19 protein-coding genes and 1 riboswitch are annotated in these 20,612 nt (G+C 68.9%); of the genes, 12 read left to right on the top strand and 7 right to left on the bottom strand.

Annotated features, from left to right (window positions below; all coding sequences use genetic code 11):
• Positions 1-37: 37 nt before the first annotated feature.
• Positions 38-985, top strand: coding sequence for a LysR family transcriptional regulator (locus IEY88_RS07540; RefSeq protein ID WP_189153889.1), 948 nt, complete (start codon positions 38-40; stop codon positions 983-985).
• Here IEY88_RS07540 and IEY88_RS07535 read toward each other — a convergent pair.
• Together IEY88_RS07535 and IEY88_RS07530 are read right to left on the bottom strand one after the other, a co-directional pair.
• Positions 975-2,132, bottom strand: a complete 1,158-nt coding sequence (locus IEY88_RS07535) for a PQQ-dependent sugar dehydrogenase (protein ID WP_229693165.1) — start codon at positions 2,130-2,132, stop codon at positions 975-977. The two genes, IEY88_RS07540 and IEY88_RS07535, sit on opposite strands and share 11 nt — an antisense overlap.
• A gap of 35 nt (positions 2,133-2,167) precedes the next feature.
• On the bottom strand, positions 2,168-3,046 hold the full coding sequence (locus IEY88_RS07530; protein ID WP_189153888.1) for an alpha/beta fold hydrolase: 879 nt from the start codon (positions 3,044-3,046) through the stop codon (positions 2,168-2,170).
• On the opposite strand from IEY88_RS07530, the gene IEY88_RS07525 reads away from it, so the two are divergent.
• The 3 genes from IEY88_RS07525 to IEY88_RS07515 all read left to right on the top strand — a co-directional run bounded on the left by IEY88_RS07525 (position 3,045) and on the right by IEY88_RS07515 (position 5,040).
• Entirely contained in the window at positions 3,045-3,989 is a 945-nt protein-coding gene (locus tag IEY88_RS07525; RefSeq protein WP_189153887.1) for a 2-hydroxyacid dehydrogenase, read from the top strand. The two genes, IEY88_RS07530 and IEY88_RS07525, sit on opposite strands and share 2 nt — an antisense overlap.
• Before the next feature lie 69 nt (positions 3,990-4,058).
• Positions 4,059-4,787, top strand: coding sequence for a DoxX family protein (locus tag IEY88_RS07520; protein ID WP_189153886.1), 729 nt, complete (start codon positions 4,059-4,061; stop codon positions 4,785-4,787).
• A gap of 10 nt (positions 4,788-4,797) precedes the next feature.
• Positions 4,798-5,040, top strand: coding sequence for a hypothetical protein (locus IEY88_RS07515; RefSeq protein WP_189153885.1), 243 nt, complete (start codon positions 4,798-4,800; stop codon positions 5,038-5,040).
• Here the strand turns inward: IEY88_RS07515 and ilvD are convergent.
• From ilvD to IEY88_RS07500, 3 genes are all read right to left on the bottom strand, one after another.
• Positions 5,037-6,881: a dihydroxy-acid dehydratase gene (gene ilvD / locus IEY88_RS07510; RefSeq protein WP_189153884.1), complete on the bottom strand. Its 1,845-nt coding sequence runs from the start codon at positions 6,879-6,881 to the stop codon at positions 5,037-5,039. The two genes, IEY88_RS07515 and ilvD, sit on opposite strands and share 4 nt — an antisense overlap.
• A gap of 77 nt (positions 6,882-6,958) precedes the next feature.
• A complete protein-coding gene (locus IEY88_RS07505) occupies positions 6,959-7,384 on the bottom strand; it encodes a vitamin K epoxide reductase family protein (protein WP_189153883.1) in 426 nt (141 codons plus the stop codon).
• Complete coding sequence (locus IEY88_RS07500; RefSeq protein ID WP_189153882.1) at positions 7,381-7,836, bottom strand: PH domain-containing protein; 456 nt, start codon at positions 7,834-7,836, stop codon at positions 7,381-7,383. Before IEY88_RS07500 ends, IEY88_RS07505 begins: the two co-directional genes overlap by 4 nt.
• 232 nt (positions 7,837-8,068) lie before the next feature.
• Between IEY88_RS07500 and IEY88_RS07495 the strand changes: the two genes are divergently transcribed.
• The 4 genes from IEY88_RS07495 (at position 8,069) to IEY88_RS07480 (ending at position 11,809) form a co-directional block, all read left to right on the top strand.
• On the top strand, positions 8,069-9,901 hold the full coding sequence (locus IEY88_RS07495; protein WP_189153881.1) for an acetolactate synthase large subunit: 1,833 nt from the start codon (positions 8,069-8,071) through the stop codon (positions 9,899-9,901).
• Complete coding sequence (gene ilvN, locus IEY88_RS07490; protein WP_045310681.1) at positions 9,901-10,407, top strand: acetolactate synthase small subunit; 507 nt, start codon at positions 9,901-9,903, stop codon at positions 10,405-10,407. Before IEY88_RS07495 ends, ilvN begins: the two co-directional genes overlap by 1 nt.
• A gap of 22 nt (positions 10,408-10,429) precedes the next feature.
• On the top strand, positions 10,430-11,443 hold the full coding sequence (ilvC, locus tag IEY88_RS07485; protein ID WP_189153880.1) for a ketol-acid reductoisomerase: 1,014 nt from the start codon (positions 10,430-10,432) through the stop codon (positions 11,441-11,443).
• 102 nt (positions 11,444-11,545) lie between these two features.
• Positions 11,546-11,809 (top strand): DUF397 domain-containing protein, encoded by a 264-nt coding sequence (locus IEY88_RS07480; protein WP_189153879.1) that lies wholly within the window; start codon positions 11,546-11,548, stop codon positions 11,807-11,809.
• Here the strand turns inward: IEY88_RS07480 and IEY88_RS07475 are convergent.
• Entirely contained in the window at positions 11,742-12,308 is a 567-nt protein-coding gene (locus IEY88_RS07475) for an ATP-binding protein (protein ID WP_189153878.1), read from the bottom strand. The genes IEY88_RS07480 and IEY88_RS07475 overlap by 68 nt on opposite strands.
• A 709-nt stretch (positions 12,309-13,017) precedes the next feature.
• Between IEY88_RS07475 and serA the strand changes: the two genes are divergently transcribed.
• The 4 genes from serA (at position 13,018) to IEY88_RS07455 (ending at position 19,944) form a co-directional block, all read left to right on the top strand.
• Positions 13,018-14,607 carry a phosphoglycerate dehydrogenase gene (serA, locus tag IEY88_RS07470; protein WP_189153877.1) on the top strand — a complete coding sequence of 530 codons (1,590 nt, stop codon included), beginning with the start codon at positions 13,018-13,020 and terminating at the stop codon, positions 14,605-14,607.
• Positions 14,608-14,849: 242 nt separating this feature from the next.
• Positions 14,850-18,125, top strand: coding sequence for a S8 family peptidase (locus IEY88_RS07465; RefSeq protein WP_373294062.1), 3,276 nt, complete (start codon positions 14,850-14,852; stop codon positions 18,123-18,125).
• A gap of 276 nt (positions 18,126-18,401) precedes the next feature.
• The gene (locus IEY88_RS07460; protein WP_093593785.1) at positions 18,402-19,439 is read left to right on the top strand and encodes a 3-isopropylmalate dehydrogenase; all 1,038 of its coding nucleotides are present in this window, start codon (positions 18,402-18,404) and stop codon (positions 19,437-19,439) included.
• 79 nt (positions 19,440-19,518) lie between these two features.
• Positions 19,519-19,944 carry a hypothetical protein gene (locus IEY88_RS07455; protein ID WP_189153875.1) on the top strand — a complete coding sequence of 142 codons (426 nt, stop codon included), beginning with the start codon at positions 19,519-19,521 and terminating at the stop codon, positions 19,942-19,944.
• A 2-nt stretch (positions 19,945-19,946) separates the two neighbouring features.
• Here IEY88_RS07455 and IEY88_RS07450 read toward each other — a convergent pair whose 3' ends face one another.
• Positions 19,947-20,366 carry a YciI family protein gene (locus tag IEY88_RS07450; protein ID WP_189153874.1) on the bottom strand — a complete coding sequence of 140 codons (420 nt, stop codon included), beginning with the start codon at positions 20,364-20,366 and terminating at the stop codon, positions 19,947-19,949.
• Positions 20,367-20,454: 88 nt separating this feature from the next.
• Positions 20,455-20,591, top strand: a riboswitch (cobalamin riboswitch).
• Positions 20,592-20,612: the final 21 nt, after the last annotated feature.

Here is a 20,612-nt window from a genome sequence, read left to right as displayed (position 1 = left end):
TGTCGGCCCTATTACATTGAGCGATAACATCGGGCTCATGCGTCTGGAAGTGCGGCATCTCGAACTGGTCGTGGCGATCGCCGACTGCGGGAGCATGCGCAAGGCCGCCGCCCGGCTCCACCTGACCCAGCCAGCGGTGACGACGCAGCTCAAACGCATCGAGGACCACCTGGGCGGCACGTTGTTCCTGCGCTCGGCCGACGGCGTCAAGCTCACGCCGACCGGTCAGGACTTCGTGCAGGAAGCGCGGTCGATGCTCACCCAGCTCGTCACGCTGGAACGCGTAACGCGCCGTAACGCGCAATGCGCCAGCGCTCCTACCAGGCTCGCGGGAATTCCGGCTCATCACTTCGGACTACTCGCGGCTGCGTTGAAAGACAACGTCACGAGTCGCACCATCAAGGAGACGGGCACGCTCACCGCGTTGCTCACGACCGGCGAACTCGACATCGCCGTCCTGCGGCGATTCCCCGGAACTCCGCTGACCCTTCCGCCGAACGTCGGCCATCGCCTGCTCACCCGCGAACCGCTGTTCGTCGGGGTGCCCGAGCAGCACCCGCACGCACGGCAGCCCGAGATCGCGCTGGAAGCCCTGGCGGACGACAAGTGGGTCATGCCCGAGCCCGACGACAGCGGCATGAACGCCCACTTCGCCCGCGAGTGCGCGGCGAGCGGCTTCGAACAGCGGATCGCGCACTTCAGCAGCGAGGCGCACGTCGCACTCACGTTGATCAGGGATTCCGGCGCGGTCTGCCCGCTCTACCCGGTCGGCGGCACCCCGCCCGGCGTCGCGCGCCTGCCGGTCACGGGGAACCCGCTGGTGCGCGAGGTCGTGCTGGCCTGGCGCACGGACGCACCGGTCGCCGAGGAGGTCGACGACCTGTGCGAGCAGGTCGCCACGGGTTATCTGAAGCTGGTGGAGGAGAGCGAGGTCTACGCGCGCTGGTGGCGCGACGGAGGAGAGCGGTTCGCCCTCAGTCCTTAGTGCCGCCCGCGTCCTGACGGATGACGATGGCGACCCTGTCGTCCGACGACATGGGCTGACCACCGGCCTTGTTGACGGTGCCGACCAGCGACGCCGACTCGTTGAGCATCTCCACCGGCCCGAGCAGGCCGAAGCCGTCCTGCTGCATCGTGAGCTGGGGCTTGCCGGTGAAGGCGCCGGCGGCGTTCATCGACAGCTCCTGCATGCCGGGCGTCTTGGACGTGGCCACGCTCAGCAGGTCCGAGTACGACGAGCAGCCCATCACGCCGGGCCTGTCCGGCCAGCTCCACGCGGCCTCGCCGAGCTTGCCCGGCTGGACGCGGTAGACCACGTCGGCGGTCGCGGCCCAGTCCGTCACCCAGACCTTCGAGCTGTCCGCGGAGACGCACAGGCCGCCGGGCAGCCGCAGCCCGGACGAGACGACCGCGCTGCCGGCCGTCGGGTTGCCCTGGGCGGGCTGGCCGGAACCGTCGATGCGCAGCACCTTGCCCGCCAGCGAGTTCGGGTCGGCCGCCAGCGCGGGGTTCCCGGCGTCACCGGTCGCGACGAGGATCGCGCCCTTGCGGTCGCTCGCCAGCACACCGCGGTTGCCCGACGGGCCCTTCGGGATGCCGGTGAGGATCGGCTTGGGCGTGTCACCGGGCGCGATGCGCAGCACCCGGTTGTCCGTCGCCGTCGTGACGTAGACGTACGCGAGCTGGTCCTCCGCGAACGTCGCCGACAGCGTCAGGCCCGTCAGGCCGCCGTCGGTCGACGCGTCGGCCTCGATCTGGGCGACCACGACCGGGTCGACGTCCTTGGTGACCTTGAGCAGACGCCCGCCCCGCTCGGTCGCGTACGCCGCGACCCCGCCCTTCGCGTCCGCGCCGATCGGGGCGACGCCCGTGACGGGGTTGAGGCACGTGGCCACGACGGCCGGGTGGTAGTCCTTGCAGCCCTGCGGCGGCGGCACGCTCTGCGGCGCCGGGTTGCGGCCCGGGTCGCCCGGCGTCGGGCGGTACTCACCCGGCAGCTCCGGCTTCGGCCCCGCCTGCGGGGTCAGCTGTGGTTGCACGCTCCACTGCGTCGGCGCCGGCTCGTCGGGAAAGCTCGCGCAGCCCCCTGCCAGCAGGCAGGCGGCGGTCAGCAACGCAACGGAACGAACCACGACCCCAGGTTAGGCGCGCGACCGTGAACCCGAAGTCAACTTCTCCCCGACGTGGCGAAGTCGACCGCGTGGACCCGGTCGAGCAGGAGGTCGAGCTCGTCGCTGACCACCTCGGGTGCCTCGAGCGGCAGGTAGTGGCTGCACGGCAGCACCCGCAGCCGCGCCTGGGGCAGCGAACCGACCGGCCCGGACATGCTCTCCGTCGTCGCCAGCACGTCGTCCCGCCCGGCGAGCAGTGTGACCGGGCACACGATCGGGCTCAGGTCCTGGCGCGGCGTCGCGCCCAGGGCGAGGGCCAGCGTGAAGTACCAGCGCCAGTCGTGCTGCAGGAACCGGCTCACCGCGTGCGTGACGGCCTTCGGGTCGCTCGACGGCTTGATCACGCCGCTGTGCCGCAACAGGAACGTCGTCGCGTCCGTGACCGGGAGGTGGTGCAGCACCCTGTCCAGCACCGGACCGGCCTGCTGCAACAGCTTCGCGCCCGTCAGCCCGACGACCCTGCGGACGTTCCTGGGGACGAGCGGCAACATGGCGTCGAACGAGTCACCGGGCGCACCGGCGACGAGCAGCAGGCCCGCCACCCGTTCCGGATGCCGCAGCGCCAGTTCGGCCGCGATCGTCACGCCCATCGACCAGCCCATGACGACGCACCGCTCGACCCCCGCGTCGTCCAGCGCGGCGATCGCGTCCGACACGTGGTCGTCCAGCGAGATGTTGCGCTCGTCGACCGGCCGGTCCGAGCCCATCGTGCCGCGCATGTACCAGCTGAGCAGGCCCTCGCGGCCGGTCAGCGACGGCCACGACTCGGGGCCGGACCCCACGCCGGGGCACAGCAGCACCGGTGTCCCCTCGCCGGGGACCTGCCACGTCCGGATCTTCGTGCCGTCCCACGCAATGACGTCGCGCTCCCGCATGACCAACATTCTGACGTACGTTGACCTGGTGACGCTCACCGTGCTCGTGCCAGATGATCTCGGAGTTCAAGCGCTGTCCCAGGTGGACGGTGTCCGGCCGGTCCGCTACGTGCCGGGGGAGCCGTTGCCGTCGGAGGGGCGCGACGCCGAGGTCCTGATCCCGAGGTTCCTCTCGGGCACCGACCCGCGTGAGGTGTTCGGGCAGCTGCCGAACCTCAAGCTCGTGCAGCTGCTCAGCGCCGGCGCCGAGAACTTCGTCGGCAAGGTGCCCGACGGTGTGATGCTGTCCACGGCCCGTGGCGCGCACGGCGGCAGCACGGCGGAGTGGGCCATCGGTGCGTTGATCGCGATCTACCGGGACTTCTTCGTCTTCGAGAAGGCGCGCGTCGAGGGCCGCTGGGATTACCACGGCACGGACACGTTGCAGGACAAGAAGGTCTTGATCGTCGGCGCCGGTGACCTCGGTGAGCAGCTGCGCAGGCGCCTGGAACCGTTCAACGCCTCCGCCACGCTCGTGGGCCGCACCGCCAGGGAAGGCGTGCACGGCCAGGACGAGCTGCCTTCGTTGCTGCCCGAGTTCGACGCCGTGGTGATCTTCACGCCCATGACGGAGGAGACCCGGCACCTCGTCGACGCCAAGTTCCTGGCCGCGATGAAGGACGGCGCGATCCTGGTCAACGGCGCGCGCGGCCCGGTCGTGGACACCGACGCGTTGCTCGCCGAACTGACCTCGGGACGGCTGCGCGCGGCCCTCGACGTGACCGATCCCGAACCGCTGCCGGCCGATCATCCACTGTGGACCGCGCCGGGCCTGTTCCTGACCCCGCACGTGGCCGGGTCGTGCACCGGGAGCGGACGTCGTGCGTACGCCATCGCCACCGCTGAGATCGCCCGGTTCGCGGCGGGGGACGAACCGCGCAATCTGGTCCACGGGACCTATTAGTCCAACTGGGTGAAACTGGGCTGCCGTTCGGCTCTCGCGCGCCCGCACGAGGCCCCCTAGCGTGCGGGCGTGGCTACTCACGACAAAGGCTCGGCGAGTTCGAGCGCTTTCTCCGACGACTCGTTCTACTCGAGCAGCGGAGGGGGAGTGCACCACTTCGACGACGGCACGACCAGAGCCGGGTCGGACGTCCTGTCGCCGTACGACTCGACCACGAAGTCGTTCGACACGACGGCCTACACGCCGCTGGACAAGTCCACTGTGGACTCTCGCGACGACGACCCGTTCGAGGACGAGCGCAAGAAGTTCGGCTGGACCGCCGGCCCGGACATCGGGCTGCTCGGGCTGCGGGCGGTGCTCGGTGGCATCTTCGTGCTGCACGGCCTGCAGAAGGTCTTCGGGCTCTTCGGCGGCCCCGGCATCAACGGCTTCGCGCAGTCGCTCGAGAAGATGGGCTACCGCGAGTCCGTGGTCCTCGCCTGGGTCACGGGCATCACCGAGCTGGTCGGTGGCGGTCTGCTCGTGCTGGGCCTCTTCACGCCGCTCGCGGCGGCGGGCCTGCTCGCGGTGATGGCCAACGTCATCGCGCTGCAGTACAAGGGTGGCTTCTTCGGCCCGAACGGCGTCGAGCTGGAGCTGGCGCTCGCGGGCATGGCGTTCGCGGCGCTGTTCGCCGGGCCCGGCCGGGCCGCGCTGGACTACAACCGAAGCTGGTTCCGCCACCCGCTGGTGGCCGGGTTCATCGCGCTGGTGATCGGCATCGGCGGCGCCGCGGTGACGTACTTCGTCTTCCGGTAAGAACTCTCGGATGCGGAAGAACCTGACGGGAGCGCTGCTCCAGCTCGCCCTGCTGGTGGTCGGGATCCCGGTCGTCTACCTCGTGGCGTTCCCGTTCGGCCTCACCGCGAAGTCGCTGCTCCCGCCGCTGGGCCTGCTCGCGGGCCTCGTCGTCGCCGGTGTCATGGTCAAGAAGACGGAGCAGCCCGTCAGCGGACCGCTGACGGGCTGGCTCGTGTTCGGCGCTTTTATGGCGCTTTCAGCAGTTCTCTAGAGGTCCGGGTTGCGCACGGCACCCGTGGACGCGTCCGTCGCCATCCGCGCGTACGCCCGCAGTGCCGCCGTCACCGGGCGGATCCGGTCGACCGGCTGCCACGGCCGTTCCGACGCCTCCATCTTCGCGCGGCGCTCGGCCAGCACGTCGGCGTCCACCAGCAGTTCGAGCTTGCGCTCGTGGACGTCGATCAGGATCCGGTCGCCGTTCTCGACCAGGCCGATCGTGCCGCCGCCCGCCGCCTCCGGCGAGATGTGGCCGATCGACAGGCCCGACGAACCGCCGGAGAACCGGCCGTCCGTGATCAGCGCGCACTTCTTGCCGAGACCCGAACCCTTGAGGAACGCCGTCGGGTGCAGCATCTCCTGCATGCCGGGGCCGCCGGACGGGCCCTCGTAGCGCACGACCAGCACCTCGCCCGCCTGGATCTCCTTGTTCAGGATCGCCGAGACGGCCTGCTCCTGGGACTCGACGACGCGCGCCGGGCCCTCGAAGTGCCACAGCTCCTCGTCGATGCCCGCGGACTTGATGATCGCGCCGCGCTCGGCCAGGTTGCCGCGCAGCACGTTCAGGCCGCCGTCACGGGTGTAGGCGTGCGCGTCGTCGCGGATGCAGCCACCGGCCGCGTCGGTGTCCAAAGAGGACCAGCGGTTCGACGTCGAGAACGCCTCGGTCGTGCGCACACCGCCGGGGGCGGCGTGGAACAGCTCGATCGCCTCGGCGGACGGGTTCTCGGCGCGGATGTCCCACTTGCCGAGCCACTCCGCCATCGTCGGCGTGTGCACCGACGTGACGTCGTCGTTGAGCAGGCCCGCGCGGTAGAGCTCGCCCAGCAGCGCGGGGATTCCACCGGCCCGGTGCACGTCCTCCATGTGGTAGTCGGAGTTCGGCGACACCTTCGACAGGCACGGCACGCGGCGGGACAGGTCGTCGATGTCCTGCAGCGTGAAGTCGATCTCGCCCTCCTGCGCGGCGGCGAGGATGTGCAGCACCGTGTTGGTCGAGCCGCCCATGGCCATGTCGAGCGCCATCGCGTTCTCGAACGCCTTGCGGTTCGCGATCGACCGCGGCAGTGCCGACTCGTCGTCCTCGCCGTACCAGCGCCTGCACAGCTCCACGACCACGCGACCGGCCTCGGAGAACAGCTCGCGGCGCGCGGCGTGCGTGGCCAGCGTCGAACCGTTGCCCGGCAGGGAGAGCCCGAGGGCCTCGGTGAGGCAGTTCATGGAGTTCGCGGTGAACATGCCGGAGCAGGAACCGCACGTCGGGCACGCGGAGCGCTCGACCTCGGAGAGGCCTTCCTCGCTCACCGCGGGGGAGGCCGACGCGGAGATCGCGGTGATCAGGTCCGTCGGCGCGACGGCGACACCCTCGACGACGACGGCCTTGCCGGCCTCCATCGGGCCACCGGACACGAACACGACGGGGATGTTGAGGCGCATGGCCGCGTTGAGCATGCCGGGCGTGATCTTGTCGCAGTTCGAGATGCAGACGATCGCGTCGGCCTGGTGCGCGTTGACCATGTACTCGACGGAGTCGGCGATGATCTCGCGGCTGGGCAGCGAGTAGAGCATCCCGCTGTGGCCCATGGCGATGCCGTCGTCGACCGCGATGGTGTGGAACTCGCGTGCCACGCCACCCGCCTCGCGCACGGCCTCGGCCACGATGTCCCCGAGATCGCGCAGGTGCACGTGGCCCGGCACGAACTGCGTGTAGGAGTTGGCGATCGCGATGATGGGCTTGCCGAAGTCGCTGTCCGTCATGCCGGTGGCGCGCCAGAGCGCGCGGGCTCCGGCTGCGTTGCGACCGTGCGTGGTGGTGCGAGAGCGGAGCTGAGGCACTGCTCCTCCAGATTCAGTTCAAGAAAAATGCGCGCGGGACGCGGGGGTGAGGCGTCCACCAGTCTGGGAGCGGTGCCTCAAAGGTTACTTGTGCGCAGACTCGCGGAGACCAGCAGACAGGCCAGTGCGAGCGTGATCACGTGCACGACGGTGCACCACAGGCAGATCTTGCCGATGATGAGGAACTCGGCCGCCACCAGGTAGACCACCATCAGCACGCCGACGCCGACCGCCGCGAGACGCACCCATCTGAGCGCGTCGACCCGCCACGCGAACGGGAGGCAGATCACGGTCAGGAACGCGAAGAAGGCCAGCCCGAGGAACGCGACGGGGATGCCCAGCAACTCCGACTGCTCGCTCGTGGTCACGGTCCCGCAGTCGATGACGGCGTCGGCCGAGCACAGCAGCGCGTTCGCGTCGAAGTGCGTGTACGTCAGATAAGCCGAGGTCAGCAGGCCCGCGATGGACAGCAGCAGGCTCAGCAGCGGAACCCGTTTGATCACTTCTCCGACTGTACGGACTTCTCCTCCGCCACTTTCGGGGCATCCTCGGTCACGTCTTCCGCGACCTCGGCGGGTTCTTCCGCCGTGATCGTCGGGTCGGGCACGCGCCCACCGCTGACCAGCGACAGCGCCGGCAGGTGCATGAACCGCACCGCGGGCAGCGTCACCTCGGACGCGTCCTCCCGGACGGCCCGCAGCCACCCCTTCTGCACCAGCCGGATCGACTTCACCTCGGACCAGCTGAGCGTCGTCGTGCCGAACACCCCGCGCGCGACGATCGTCTCCTCGGTGACCGTCGTGCGGTTGCGCAGGACCCAGTACGCGTAGCCGAGCGGGAGTACGTAGAGCGCTTGCAGCCCGGGAGCGAGCCACGCCACAGGGGTGACGCAGATGGCGATCAGACCCGCCGCGAGCAGGGCCGTTGCCGGGATGCGAAAGACCAGCTTCTTCACCCGGACGATTGTTCCACGTCCACGATCCGGGAATTCCATCCCGCAGAGTTGACGCACTCTTGCGCGAGGCGATAACGTCCGCTTCATGCAGCGCACGCTCGTTCTCGTACTTCTCAGGCGCGTCGACGCCTGAGCCGAACAGCCTGCGTCGACGCGCGACCCTCGCACGACCCAACTTCGGGTTGTCGAGGGTTTTTTCGTGTCCGGACCCCGATACCCACGAGGCGAACCAATGACCAGCGCACCATCGCGACAGGCTTCCGAGCCCTCGTCGCCACGTCCAGGTCCGCGGCCCAAACCGGCTCCGCCCACTGGCGCGCCGATCCGAGTGACCGGGGCGCAGTCCCTCGTCCGCTCGCTCGAGGCGGTCGGGTGTGAAGTGGTGTTCGGCATTCCGGGCGGGACGATCCTTCCCGCGTACGACCCGCTGCTGGACTCCACGAAGGTCCGGCACATCCTCGTCCGCCACGAGCAGGGCGCGGGACACGCGGCGACCGGGTACGCGCAGGCCACCGGCAAGGTCGGGGTCTGCATGGCGACCTCGGGTCCGGGTGCGACCAACCTCGTCACCCCGATCGCGGACGCGAACATGGACTCCGTGCCCATCGTCGCGATCACCGGCCAGCAGTCGCGGCCGCTGATCGGCACGGACGCCTTCCAGGAGGCGGACATCTGCGGCATCACGATGCCGATCACCAAGCACAACGTCCTCGTGACCGACCCGGCGGACATCCCGCGGGCGATCGCGGAGGCGTTCCACATCGCGGCGACCGGCCGACCCGGCCCGGTCCTCGTCGACATCCCGAAGGACGTGCTGCAGGAGCAGACCAGCTTCTCGTGGCCGCCCGAGATGCGCCTGCCCGGTTACCGGCCGACGACCCGGCCGCACGGCAAGCAGGTGCGCGAAGCCGCCAAGCTGATCGTCAACGCCCGCAAGCCCGTTCTCTACGTGGGTGGCGGCGTCATCAAGGCGGACGCGAACGCCGAACTGCTGCGCCTGGCGGAGGACACCGGCATCCCGGTCGTCACGACGCTGATGGCGCGCGGCGCGTTCCCCGACTCTCACGACCAGCACCTGGGCATGCCCGGCATGCACGGCACCGTCGCGGCCGTCGCGGCGATGCAGAAGTCGGACCTGCTGATCGCGCTGGGTGCCCGGTTCGACGACCGCGTCACCGGCCAGCTCGGCTCGTTCGCCCCCGACGCGCAGATCATCCACGCCGACATCGACCCGGCCGAGATCTCCAAGAACCGCCGCGCGGACGTCCCGATCGTGGGCGACTGCAAGGAGATCATCACCGAGCTGATCGACGCCGTCCGCACCGAGCGCGAGACGGCGAAGGCCGTCGACCTCTCCCCGTGGTGGACGACGCTGAAGTCGCTGCGCGAGACGTTCCCGCTGGGCTACGACTGGCCCGAGGACGGCACGCTGTCCCCGCAGTACGTCATCGAGCGCATCGGTGCCCTCTCGCCGGCCGACACGATCTACACCGCGGGCGTCGGCCAGCACCAGATGTGGGCCGCGCAGTTCGTGAAGTACGAGCACCCGCGCACGTGGATCAACTCCGGCGGTCTCGGCACGATGGGCTTCGCCGTTCCCGCCGCGATGGGCATCAAGGCCGGTGTGCCGGGCACCACGGTGTGGGCCATCGACGGCGACGGCTGCTTCCAGATGACCAACCAGGAGCTCGCCACCTGCGCCATCGAGGGCCTGCCGGTGAAGATCGCCGTGATCAACAACGGCAACCTGGGCATGGTCCGCCAGTGGCAGACGCTGTTCTACGGCGAGCGGTACTCCAACACGGATCTGGGGACGCACAAGCACCGCATCCCAGACTTCAAGCTCCTGGCGGAAGCCCTCGGATGTGCGGGCCTGCGCGCCGAGTCGCGCGAGGAGGTGGACGAGGTGATCGGAAAGGCGTTGGAGATCAACGACCGCCCGGTCGTGGTCGACTTCGTCGTCGGCAAGGACGCCCAGGTGTGGCCGATGGTCGCGGCGGGCACCGGCAACTCCGAGATCATGGCCGCCCGCGGCATCCGCCCCCTGTTCGATGAGGACCTGTGATGACCAGGCACACGCTGAGCGTTTTGGTCGAGGACAAGCCCGGTGTGCTCGCACGCGTCGCCGGACTGTTCTCCCGCCGCGGCTTCAACATCGAGTCGCTCGCGGTCGGCCGCACGGAGTACCCCGACATCTCGCGCATGACCATCGTGGTGTCGGTCGACGAGCTGCCGCTGGAGCAGGTGACCAAGCAGCTCAACAAGCTCATCAACGTCATCAAGATCGTGGAGCTGGAGCCGGCGGCTTCCGTTCAGCGGCAACTGGTGTTGATTAAGGTTCGTGCGGACGCGACGGTGCGGTCGCAGGTCCTCGAAACCGTCCAGCTCTTCCGCGCGAAGGTCGTCGACGTCTCGCCCGAGGCCGTCACGATCGAGGCAACGGGCACCTCTGAGAAGCTCGACGCCCTGCTGCGCATGCTGGAGCCCTACGGGCTCCGCGAGATCGTCCAGTCCGGCATGGTCGCCATCGGCCGTGGCGCTCGTTCCATCACTGCCACCGCGGTTCGCTAGAAACCAGACAGAAGGAAATACAGTGAGCGTTGAGATCTTCTACGACGACGATGCCGACCTGAGCATCATCCAGGGCCGCAAGGTGGCCGTGATCGGCTACGGCAGCCAGGGCCACGCCCACGCGCTGTCCCTGCGCGACTCGGGCGTCGAGGTCCGCATCGGCCTGCAGGAGGGCTCCAAGTCCCGCGCCAAGGCCGAGGAAGAGGGCCTGGAGGTCGGCACGCCGGCTGAGGTCTCCGCGTGGGCCGACGTGATCATGATCCTCGCGCCGGACACCGCGCAGCGCCACATCTACGCGAACGAGATCGCCGCGAACCTCAACGAGGGCGACGCGATCTTCTTCGGCCACGGCTTCAACATCCGCTACGGCCTCATCACGGTCCCGTCCGGCGTGGACGTCGCCATGGTCGCGCCGAAGGGCCCGGGCCACCTGGTCCGCCGCCAGTTCGTCGACGGCAAGGGCGTCCCGGCGCTCATCGCGGTCGAGCAGGACGCCTCGGGCAACGCGCAGGCCCTCGCCCTGTCGTACGCGAAGGGCATCGGCGGCACGCGCGCCGGCGTCATCAAGACGACGTTCAAGGAAGAGACCGAGACCGACCTCTTCGGCGAGCAGGCAGTCCTCTGCGGTGGCGCCTCCGCCCTCGTCCAGGCGGGCTTCGAGGTCCTCACCGAGGCGGGCTACGCCCCCGAGGTCGCGTACTTCGAGTGCCTGCACGAGCTCAAGCTGATCGTCGACCTCATGTACGAGGGCGGCATCGCCCGCATGCGCTACTCGATCTCCGACACGGCCGAGTTCGGCGACCTGACCCGCGGCCCGCGCGTCGTCACCGCCTCGGTCAAGGAGGAGATGAAGAAGATCCTCACCGAGATCCAGGACGGCACCTTCGCGAACGAGTGGGTGGCCGAGGACGACAACGGCCGCGCGAACTACAAGAAGCTGCAGCAGGAGGGTGAGAACCACCCGATCGAGGTCACCGGCAAGAAGCTCCGCGACATGATGTCGTGGGTCGACCGCCCGATCACCGAGACGGCCTGACCTTCTGCATCACGGCTTTCTCCAAGGAAGGCCCGTGGAGCGCGTGTGACGCTCCGCGGGCCTTCCACTTTTCGTTCGCATCCATCCGCTAACTTCTTCCGCATGACGGATAGCGCGCCGATCTACGACGACAAGGCCCACGTACGCGGCAAGCTGGACCTCCGCAACGCCGAGTGGAAGCGCCCGCCAGAGCCCGAACCGGAAGACGGCCACGTCGAAATCGCCTTCATCGAACACACCGACGGCGCCACGTACGTCGCAATGCGCAACTCCAAGCAGCTCGAACCAGTCCTCACGTTCACGATGGCGGAGTGGGACGCGTTCGTCCTGGGCGCGAAGGACGGGGAGTTCGACGAGCCCTGGTGACCGCGTAGACGACCTGCTCCAACGGCAGGGTCCCGTCCACGACCACGGCACCGACCTCCCGATACCGAGCCTCGATCCGCTCGTTGTGCCACAACGAGGCCGCCAACTCCTCAGGATGCTTCCCGAACGAGTTGCCCGTCCGCGTCGCCAGCCGCTCCTTCAGGGTCTCGTCGTCGATCACCAGGCACACCACCAGGTCGAACAGATCGCGGACCTCGTCCTCGTTCTCCACACCACCGAACAGGTAGACCTCCCGGTTCTGCGAGCGAAGTGCCAGCTCCGCCACCCGCTCCCGGCTGATCAGCCAGCCGTACCGGTCGAGCCACCCGGCGGGCACCGGGTCCGGAGGGTCGACGACGACCTCTCCACTTTCCCGGTCGACCCAGTGGTTGTAGCCCTCCCAGTCGGTGTCGACCGCCACCTCTCCGCGCTTCTTCAGCAGCTCGCAGACCGTCGACTTACCGGCTCCGGACACACCGGTCACCCACACCAGCGGCATCGGCGAAGCATGGGGGCGTTCGCCCGACCAGCGCGACCACATTTCGGCAGGCGCACCCCAACCGCACTCGCCAACGCAGGCCAACCTCGGACCAGGTCCGGCGCGCGGTGCCAACCGGTCAGCCAGCAATGCAAACCGCCCACCTACGAGTCCTGGCGTGGCGATGCGAAGCGAGCCGTGTGAACCTGGTCCTCGATGGGTTGCGGTGGGCCCAGTGAAGGGCGATTGGGGCTTTACCTTGAGGGGGCGGGATGCCACCCTCACGGGCACGGCCGGGCGCTTTTCAGCCCGGCCTTTTTCCGGCCGTCTACGCATCCCGCCAGAGGCTCAAGGTCAAGCCCCAATCGCTAGCCCTTGATCCGTCATGACCCGCGGGACCACCCTCGCAAGGCGACCAAAACCCTGGGACGCGACCAACCCCGCTGGAACGCAACCGTCCGCCCTCAGGTCGACCCCCGCCTCCACCCAGCCCAAACCATTTCCCACCCCCCGGACGTCACCCCAACGAGTGAACGCCACGTCCACCCCCTCCCATCCCATACTCCAAGACGCGGGCAGTGACCTGAGCCACCCGGCGGAATCCCCACGCAAGCCCCCTGTCTATGCTCGTTAACAGTCCGGACACATTGCGGTGCTCCGGTCGGCGCGGGCCAGCCGCCCCCGACCACGCCCGCGCCCCACGATCCGACCCTTCCTGGGAGCGATGTCCGTGAGCAACACGAGCCGACCTGTTGTCCTCATCGCCGAGAAGCTCGCGCCGTCCGTTCTGGACGCTCTCGGCGACGGCGTCGAGGTGCGCCACGTAGACGGCACCGACCGCGCCGCACTCCTCGAAGCCGTCCAGGACGCGGACGCGCTGCTCGTCCGTTCCGCCACCCAGGTGAACGCCGAGGTCTTCGCGGCCACGCGCAAGCTCAAGGTCGTGGCGCGCGCGGGTGTCGGCCTGGACAACGTCGAGGTCCCGGCCGCCACGCAGAACGGCGTGATGGTCGTCAACGCCCCGACGTCCAACATCGTCAGTGCCGCCGAGCACGCCGTGGCCCTCCTCCTCTCCGTCGCGCGCCAGATCCCGGCCGCGCACGAGACGCTGCAGAACCACGAGTGGAAGCGCTCCAAGTTCAACGGCGTCGAGCTGAACGGCAAGACCGTCGGCGTCGTCGGCCTCGGCAAGATCGGGCAGCTGTTCGCGCAGCGCATCGCCGCGTTCGGCGTCGAGCTCATCGCCTACGACCCGTACGTGTCCGCCGCGCGCGCCGCCCAGCTCGGCATCGAGCTCGTGACGCTCGAAGAGCTGCTGGAGCGCGCCGACGCGATCAGCATCCACCTGCCGAAGACGCCGGAGACCAAGGGTCTCATCGGCGCGGAGCAGCTGGCGAAGGCCAAGCGCGGCGTCATCATCGTCAACGCGGCCCGCGGTGGCCTCATCGACGAGGAGGCCCTCGCGGAGGCCGTGAAGGAGGGCCAGGTCGGCGGCGCCGGCATCGACGTCTTCTCGACCGAGCCCACGACCGAGAGCCCGCTGTTCAACGTGCCGGGCATCGTCGTCACGCCGCACCTCGGCGCGTCCACGGCCGAGGCTCAGGACCGCGCGGGCACCGACGTCGCGAAGAGCACCATCCTCGCGCTCGCCGGCGAGTTCGTGCCGGACGCCGTCAACGTCCAGGGTGGCGCTGTCGGCGAAGAGGTCCGCCCGTACCTGCCGCTGGTGCAGAAGCTCGGCACCGTCCTCAGTGCACTCGCGCCCAAGGCCCCGACCAGCGTCACCGTCGAGGTCCGCGGCGAACTGTCCAATGAGGACGTCGCGATCCTGCCGCTCGCCGCGCTGCGCGGGGTGTTCTCCAAGGTCGTCGAGTCGCAGGTGACGTTCGTGAACGCGCCGAGCCTCGCGGCCGACCTGGGCGTGAGCGTCGAGCTCGTCAAGGAGCCCGAGAGCCCGAACCACCGCAGCCTCGTCACGGTCAGGGCCGTGCAGGCGGACGGCACGACCAACTCCGTGTCCGGCACCGTCAGCGGCATCGCGCAGGTCGAGAAGCTGGTGAACATCAACGGCCGCAACTTCGACCTCCGCGCCGAAGGCACCGTGCTGCTGCTGGAGTACCCGGACCGTCCCGGTGTCATGGGCACGGTCGGCACGCTGCTCGGCGAGGCCGGCGTGAACATCGAGGCCGCGCAGATCAGCCAGACCGGCGACGACGCGGTGATGGTGCTGCGCGTCGACCGCCCGGTCGACACGCAGGTGCTCGACCCGATCGGTGCCGCCGTCGGCGCGCGCACCGTTCGTTCCGTCGACTTCGGATAGTCACGACAAACGGGAAGGGGACGCGCAAAGTCCCCTTCCCGTGTCTGTCGTTCTTCACAACGAAGTCGTAACAGGCAACTATCTGTAGACCACATTCATACTTTCGGGGCAGTCGCAGAGACACGATCAGCGATTAGCGTCCCCACGAGGTTGACCCGGTGCTGTGAGGGCACGGCACTGTTTTCACTCGGGTCGAAGGCACACACCTCGGTTGGGGCAACGTTGTGAAGAGACGATCGAGTCTGGTGGTGTTCTCTGCCATCACCACACTGCTGATCGCACCCGCCACCGCACAGGCGCAGAGCGAACCGCTCGCGCAGCCGGTCAAGGGTGCACAGGGGCTGGACGCGAAAGCGTTGCACCTCAAGGTTTCTCCCAGGCTGAACGCCACGGGCACGGTCACCGCGTTCGTCGCGCTCGACCGCAAGCCGGCCGTCGACGCGTTCGACGAGAAGAAGAGCCAGGGCAAAGAGGTCGCGAAGCAGGCCGCCAAGCAGGCCAAGAACGACACCGCCGCCACCGCGGACCAGGTCGTCGGCCAGCTCAAGAGCGCCGACACGCGGACCAAGGAGATCTACCGGACCTCCAACGGCGTCCCCGGCGTCGTCGTGAAGGCCGACGCGCAGAAGGTCCGCGAACTGGCCCAGCGCCCGGACGTCCTCGCCGTCTACCCGGTCGTGCCGAAGAAGCGCCAGAACTCGAACGCCGTCCAGCTCACCAGGACGCTCAACGTCTGGCAGCAGTACGGCAAGCTCGGCGACGACATGCGCGTCGGCATCATCGACACCGGCGTCGACTACACGCACGCGAACTTCGGCGGCCCCGGCACGGTCGAGGCGTTCAAGGCCGTCGACCCGCGCGTGAAGGACCCGAACTTCCCGACCGCCAAGGTCGTCGGCGGGTACGACTTCGTCGGCGAGGACTACGACGGGGAGAGCACCGACCCGGCGATCAACACGCCGAAGCCGGACCCCAACCCCATCGACTGCGACGGCCACGGCTCGCACGTCGCGGGCACCACGGCCGGTTTCGGTGAGAACCCCGACGGCAGCACGTTCAAGGGCGACTACGCGAAGCTCGACGCCGCGAAGCTCAACGCGATGAAGATCGGCCCCGGCACCGCGCCGAAGGCCCAGATCTTCGCGCTGAAGGTCTTCGGCTGCACGGGCTCGACCAACGTCACCTCGCAGGCCCTCGACTGGTCGCTCGACCCCGACGGTGACGGCGACTTCTCCGACCACCTCGACGTGGTCAACCTGTCGCTCGGCTCCGACTACGGCGCCCCGGACGACCCCGACAGCCTCTTCGTGAAGAAGCTGTACAAGGTCGGCGTCATGCCGGTCTTCTCCGCGGGCAACGGCGGCGACCTCTACGACATCGGCGGCTCGCCGGGCAACACGCCCGAGGCGCTGACCGTCGCCTCCACGCGCGACTCGTTCGTGCTGCGGGACGGCGCGGACGTCAAGGGCCAGGGCGTCAAGCCCGGTCAGTACAGCCAGAACTTCACCGGTTACCTGGGTTACGACAAGGAACTGCCGGTCGCGAAGGTGACCCAGGCGGGCAACGCCGACGGCTGCCTCCCGATCACCGACGCCGCCGTCGCGGGCAAGTTCGTGTGGCTGGAGTGGGACGACAACGACGCCACGCGCCGTTGCGGTTCGGCCGCCCGCGCGAACAACGTGCAGGCGGCGGGCGGCCAGGGCGTGCTCCTGTCGTCCACCCTGGAGAACTTCGCGGCGGGCATCGCCGGCAACGCGGGCATCCCGATGTTCCAGTTCACCGGCACGGCCACCGCGGCGATCCGCCCGGCGCTCGACGCGGGCACGCTGGTCGTCCGCCTCGCGGGTGACCTGCGCACCTCCGCGGCGACGTACGACGAGTCCATTTCGGACACCCCGAGCGCGTTCACCAGCCGTGGCACCCGCGGCCAGTCCATCAAGCCGGACGTCGCGGCCCCCGGTGACACGATCTCGTCGACCGCCGTCGGTTCCGGCAACGACCGCTCGGTGATCTCGGGCACCTCGATGGCGTCCCCGCACGTCGCCGGCATCGCCGCCCTGGTCCGCGAGGCGCACCCGGACTGGACGCTCGAGGAGGTCAAGGCCTCGATCATGAACACCGCCGGTGCGGACGTGAAGGAGAACGGCAAGACCTTCGCCCCCAACCGGGTCGGCACCGGCCGCGTGGACGCCAAGTCCGCGCTCGACAACCAGGTCCTCGCGTACGTCGAGGAGGACAACGGCTACGTCAGCGCGAACTTCGGCGTCGTCGAGGTCTCGAAGGCCCTGGAGAAGTCCAAGACCATCAAGCTGGTCAACAAGTCCACGAAGTCCGTGGAGTACAAGGTCGGCTACACCGCCGCCACGACCATCCCCGGCGTGAGCTACGTGCTCTCGCAGGACAAGGTCAAGCTGAGCCCGCGCGGCGTCGCGAAGGTCAAGGTGACGCTGAAGATCACCGACCCGAAGGCGCTGCGCAAGACGGTCGACTCGACCGTCGAGCCGCTCCAGCTCGACACGCCGCGCCAGTTCCTCGCGGACGCCTCCGGTCGCGTGACCTTCACGCCGACCTCGGGTGCCACCGTGCCGCTGCGCCTGTCGGTCTACTCGGCGCCGAAGCCGGTCGCGGACATCAGGACCGCGTCCAGCCTCAAGTTCCGGGGCAACGACGAGCAGGCCGTCCTGAACGTGTCCGGCAAGGGCCTCGACCAGGGCACGGGCTCGCAGGCCTACCGCTCGCTGATCAGCGTCCTCGAGCTGCAGGCCCAGTCGCCGAAGCTGCGCGACTGCAAGCGCAACGTCACCGAGAACTGCGCGCTCAACGAGACCGCCAAGGGCGGCGACCTCCGCTACGTCGGCGCGGCCTCCACGGCCCCGCTCGCGAAGGCGCAGGGCAAGCCCGAGGAGGCGCTGCTCGCGTTCGGTGTCGCGACCTGGGGCAACTGGTACAACCTGGGCAAGAACACCGTCCCGTTCGTCGACATCGACACCAACGGTGACGGCACGGCGGACTTCGAGGTGTTCGCGACCCGCCTGACCGACACCGACCTGCTGGTCGCGTCCACCGTGGACCTGAAGACGGGCGAGACCGTCGACATCCAGGGCGTGAACGGCCTGTTCGGCGACGTCGACGCGAACGTCCAGGACACCAACGTCGTCGTCCTGCCGGTGCTGCTGAGCGCACTGGGCATCGACGCGTCGAAGGACACGGCGCGCCTCTCGTACGTCGTGGGCGTCGGCGGTTACTACGCCGCGCCGGGCAACGCGAACAAGCTCGTCGACGTGATCGACCGCAACCTGTCCTACGACCCGCTCAAGCCGGGCCTGTGGGCGCAGGGCGGTGGCGACGCGGCGCTTTCCTACCTCGCGAAGCCGGGTACCGCGCTCGTCGTCAACAAGAACGAGGCCTCGCTGAAGGCCGACAAGTCCGACGGCCTGCTGGTGCTCAACCACCACAACGCCAACGGTGACCGCGCGTCGGTCGTCCTGGTGAAGTCCCGTGGGCGGGGCGCCTACTAGATCGGATGTTTCACGAGAGGCCCGGTTCCTCGTTTGGAACCGGGCCTCTCGGCACGTCACGGCCCGGAACTGCCTGCCGTCACCCCTTGACGCGACCCCGTTCCTGCGGTCGAGTGACACTCGAAAGTGGGATATGGGCCGTGTGGGTGTCCCGCAGTACGGGAGATAACACCCCGATGGGGTGTCCGGCATGCGGCGAGCGGCCGACATGCCGGTAGCCTTTCGCGAAGGAAAGTAGTCCCACCAATTGGGGACTGACACCTGGGAGGTGTGTGGATGCGGCTCGCAGTGATCCCAGGAGACGGGATCGGGCCCGAGGTCATCGCTGAGGCCCTGAAGGTTCTCGGTGAGGTCGTTCCGGCGGCCGAGATCACTCGTTACGACCTCGGCGCGGCGCGCTGGCACGCCACGGGAGAGTTGTTGCCCGAGTCGGTGCTCGGTGAGCTTCGCCAGCACGACGCGATCCTGCTCGGCGCGGTCGGCGACCCGTCGGTGCCGAGCGGAATCCTGGAGCGAGGCCTGTTGCTCAGGCTCCGCTTCGAACTCGACCACCACGTGAACCTCCGCCCGGCTCGTCTCTACCCCGGTGTCCGCAGCCCGCTCGCGGACCCGCCGGAGATCGACATGGTGGTGGTGCGCGAGGGCACCGAGGGCCCGTACGCGGGCAACGGCGGCCTGCTCCGCAAGGACACGCCGCACGAGATCGCCACCGAGGTCTCGCTGAACACCTCGTTCGGCGTCGAGCGCGTGGTCAGGGACGCCTTCGCGCGTGCCGCGAACCGTCAGCGCCGGCACCTGACGCTGGTGCACAAGACGAACGTCCTCACGCACGCCGGCTCGTTGTGGTCGCGCGTCGTGGAGGAGGTCTCGCTGCAGCACCCGGACGTCACCGTTGCCTACCAGCACGTGGACGCGGCGACCATTCACATGGTCACCGACCCGGGCCGCTACGACGTGATCGTCACCGACAACCTGTTCGGCGACATCCTGACCGACCTCGCCGCCGCCGTCACGGGTGGCATCGGCCTGGCCGCGTCGGGGAACATGGACGTCACGCGTCGCAACCCGTCGATGTTCGAGCCGGTGCACGGTTCGGCGCCGGACATCGCGGGCCAGGGCATCGCGGACCCGACGGCCGCCGTGCTGTCGGTCGCGCTGCTGCTCGACCACCTCGGTGAGCACGAGTCGGCACGCCGGATCGAGGCCTCCGTGGCGTTCGACCTGGCGACGCGCGATCACCAGTCGCCGGGCGCGACCTACGCGATCGGTGACAGGCTCGCGGCTCTCGTGTCGTCGAACGTGCGCACGGGCTGACGTTCCTCGTTCGGCTTCTCCGGCCTCCGGCACCCGCGTGGTGCCGGAGGCCGGGTCGTTTTCACCAGGGGGAGTTCTCGTGTTCGGATCGGCACGGCGCACAGCGCTGGAGACCAAGGTCGCGGAGCTGGAACAGCAGGTGCGTGCTCTCAGCGGTCAGCTGGAAGCGGTGCGGCCGTTGCTGGCCGACGCGGCCCGCCTGGACGCGCTCGCGGCACGTGCCGCGGTGGCGGTGGGGACGGCGGAACCGCTGGGCGAGCGGGTCGAGGCGCGGCTGGACACGCCGTACCTGGCCGAACGGACCGGTTTCGTGTCGGTGTACTTCGACGGTGGCCGGACCGCGCGCGTGAAGTTGCTGGTGGGGCCGGAGAACCCGCCCACGTACTGCGTGGGCGAGGTCTACGCCGACCACCTGGGCGGGGTGGTGCGAGCCGGTGAGTGGTGGATCGCCGAGAGCAACAGCAAGCGACCGGGTCTCCGCGTCCACTTCACGCCGCTCTTCTGAGGTCAGAGCTGGCCGTTGGCCTCACGCCACGCGCGTTCCTTCTGGATCCACTCGTTGTCCTGCGGGAACTCGTCGATGGTCGGCACCCGGCGGATCTCGGTCTTGAAGCCCGGTCCGGCCATCGGCATGCGCTTCGCCCACTCGACCGCCTCCTGGATGGACGCGACGTTGAGGAGGTAGAAGCCGTTGAACAGCTCCTTGGTCTCGCCGTACGGGCCGTCCGTGACGACCGGCGGCTCCTGCGAGTAGTCGACGACGACGCCCTCGGAGACGTCGGAAAGTCCTTCGGCGGCGAGCAGCACACCGGCGCGGACCAGTTCCTCGTTGAACGCGCCGACCGTCTCCAGCATCTTGTCGAAGTCGAGTTCGCCCATGTTCGCGTAGGCCTCGTCGGTGGCGCGCATGATCAGCATGTACTTCACGGTGTGTCTCCCTGATTCGGTACTCGCTCGGGCACCCACAGGTCGAACGGGCCCGGTGCCGGATCGACATCACACCCCGGAAATTTCCGAACTTTCTGTTTTCGCAGGTAGGGTCACCGAAGTCGCGTGTGGGGGAAGACCGGTCTGAGTCCGGCGCTGACCCGCAACGGTAGGTCCCCTGGGGAGGGGACGAGCCCGAACACCCGCGCGCGACGACCGAGGAACTCCAACTCCGCCGTGGACTGC

Source organism: Lentzea pudingi, assembly GCF_014646255.1.
Taxonomy (GTDB): domain Bacteria; phylum Actinomycetota; class Actinomycetes; order Mycobacteriales; family Pseudonocardiaceae; genus Lentzea; species Lentzea pudingi.
This window is presented reverse-complemented; position numbering and strand designations above follow the sequence as displayed.

What these genes read in the sequence shown, in the direction of transcription:
- IEY88_RS07495 (WP_189153881.1), top strand. Translation starts at nt 8,069, where the DNA reads ATGACCAGCGCACCATCGCGACAGGCTTCCGAGCCCTCGTCGCCACGT.
- IEY88_RS07460 (WP_093593785.1), top strand. Translation starts at nt 18,402, where the DNA reads ATGCGGCTCGCAGTGATCCCAGGAGACGGGATCGGGCCCGAGGTCATC.
- IEY88_RS07475 (WP_189153878.1), bottom strand. Translation starts at nt 12,308, where the DNA reads ATGCCGCTGGTGTGGGTGACCGGTGTGTCCGGAGCCGGTAAGTCGACG.
- IEY88_RS07515 (WP_189153885.1), top strand. Translation starts at nt 4,798, where the DNA reads ATGCGGAAGAACCTGACGGGAGCGCTGCTCCAGCTCGCCCTGCTGGTG.
- IEY88_RS07540 (WP_189153889.1), top strand. Translation starts at nt 38, where the DNA reads ATGCGTCTGGAAGTGCGGCATCTCGAACTGGTCGTGGCGATCGCCGAC.
- IEY88_RS07480 (WP_189153879.1), top strand. Translation starts at nt 11,546, where the DNA reads ATGACGGATAGCGCGCCGATCTACGACGACAAGGCCCACGTACGCGGC.
- ilvN (WP_045310681.1), top strand. Translation starts at nt 9,901, where the DNA reads ATGACCAGGCACACGCTGAGCGTTTTGGTCGAGGACAAGCCCGGTGTG.
- IEY88_RS07525 (WP_189153887.1), top strand. Translation starts at nt 3,045, where the DNA reads ATGACCAACATTCTGACGTACGTTGACCTGGTGACGCTCACCGTGCTC.
- IEY88_RS07530 (WP_189153888.1), bottom strand. Translation starts at nt 3,046, where the DNA reads ATGCGGGAGCGCGACGTCATTGCGTGGGACGGCACGAAGATCCGGACG.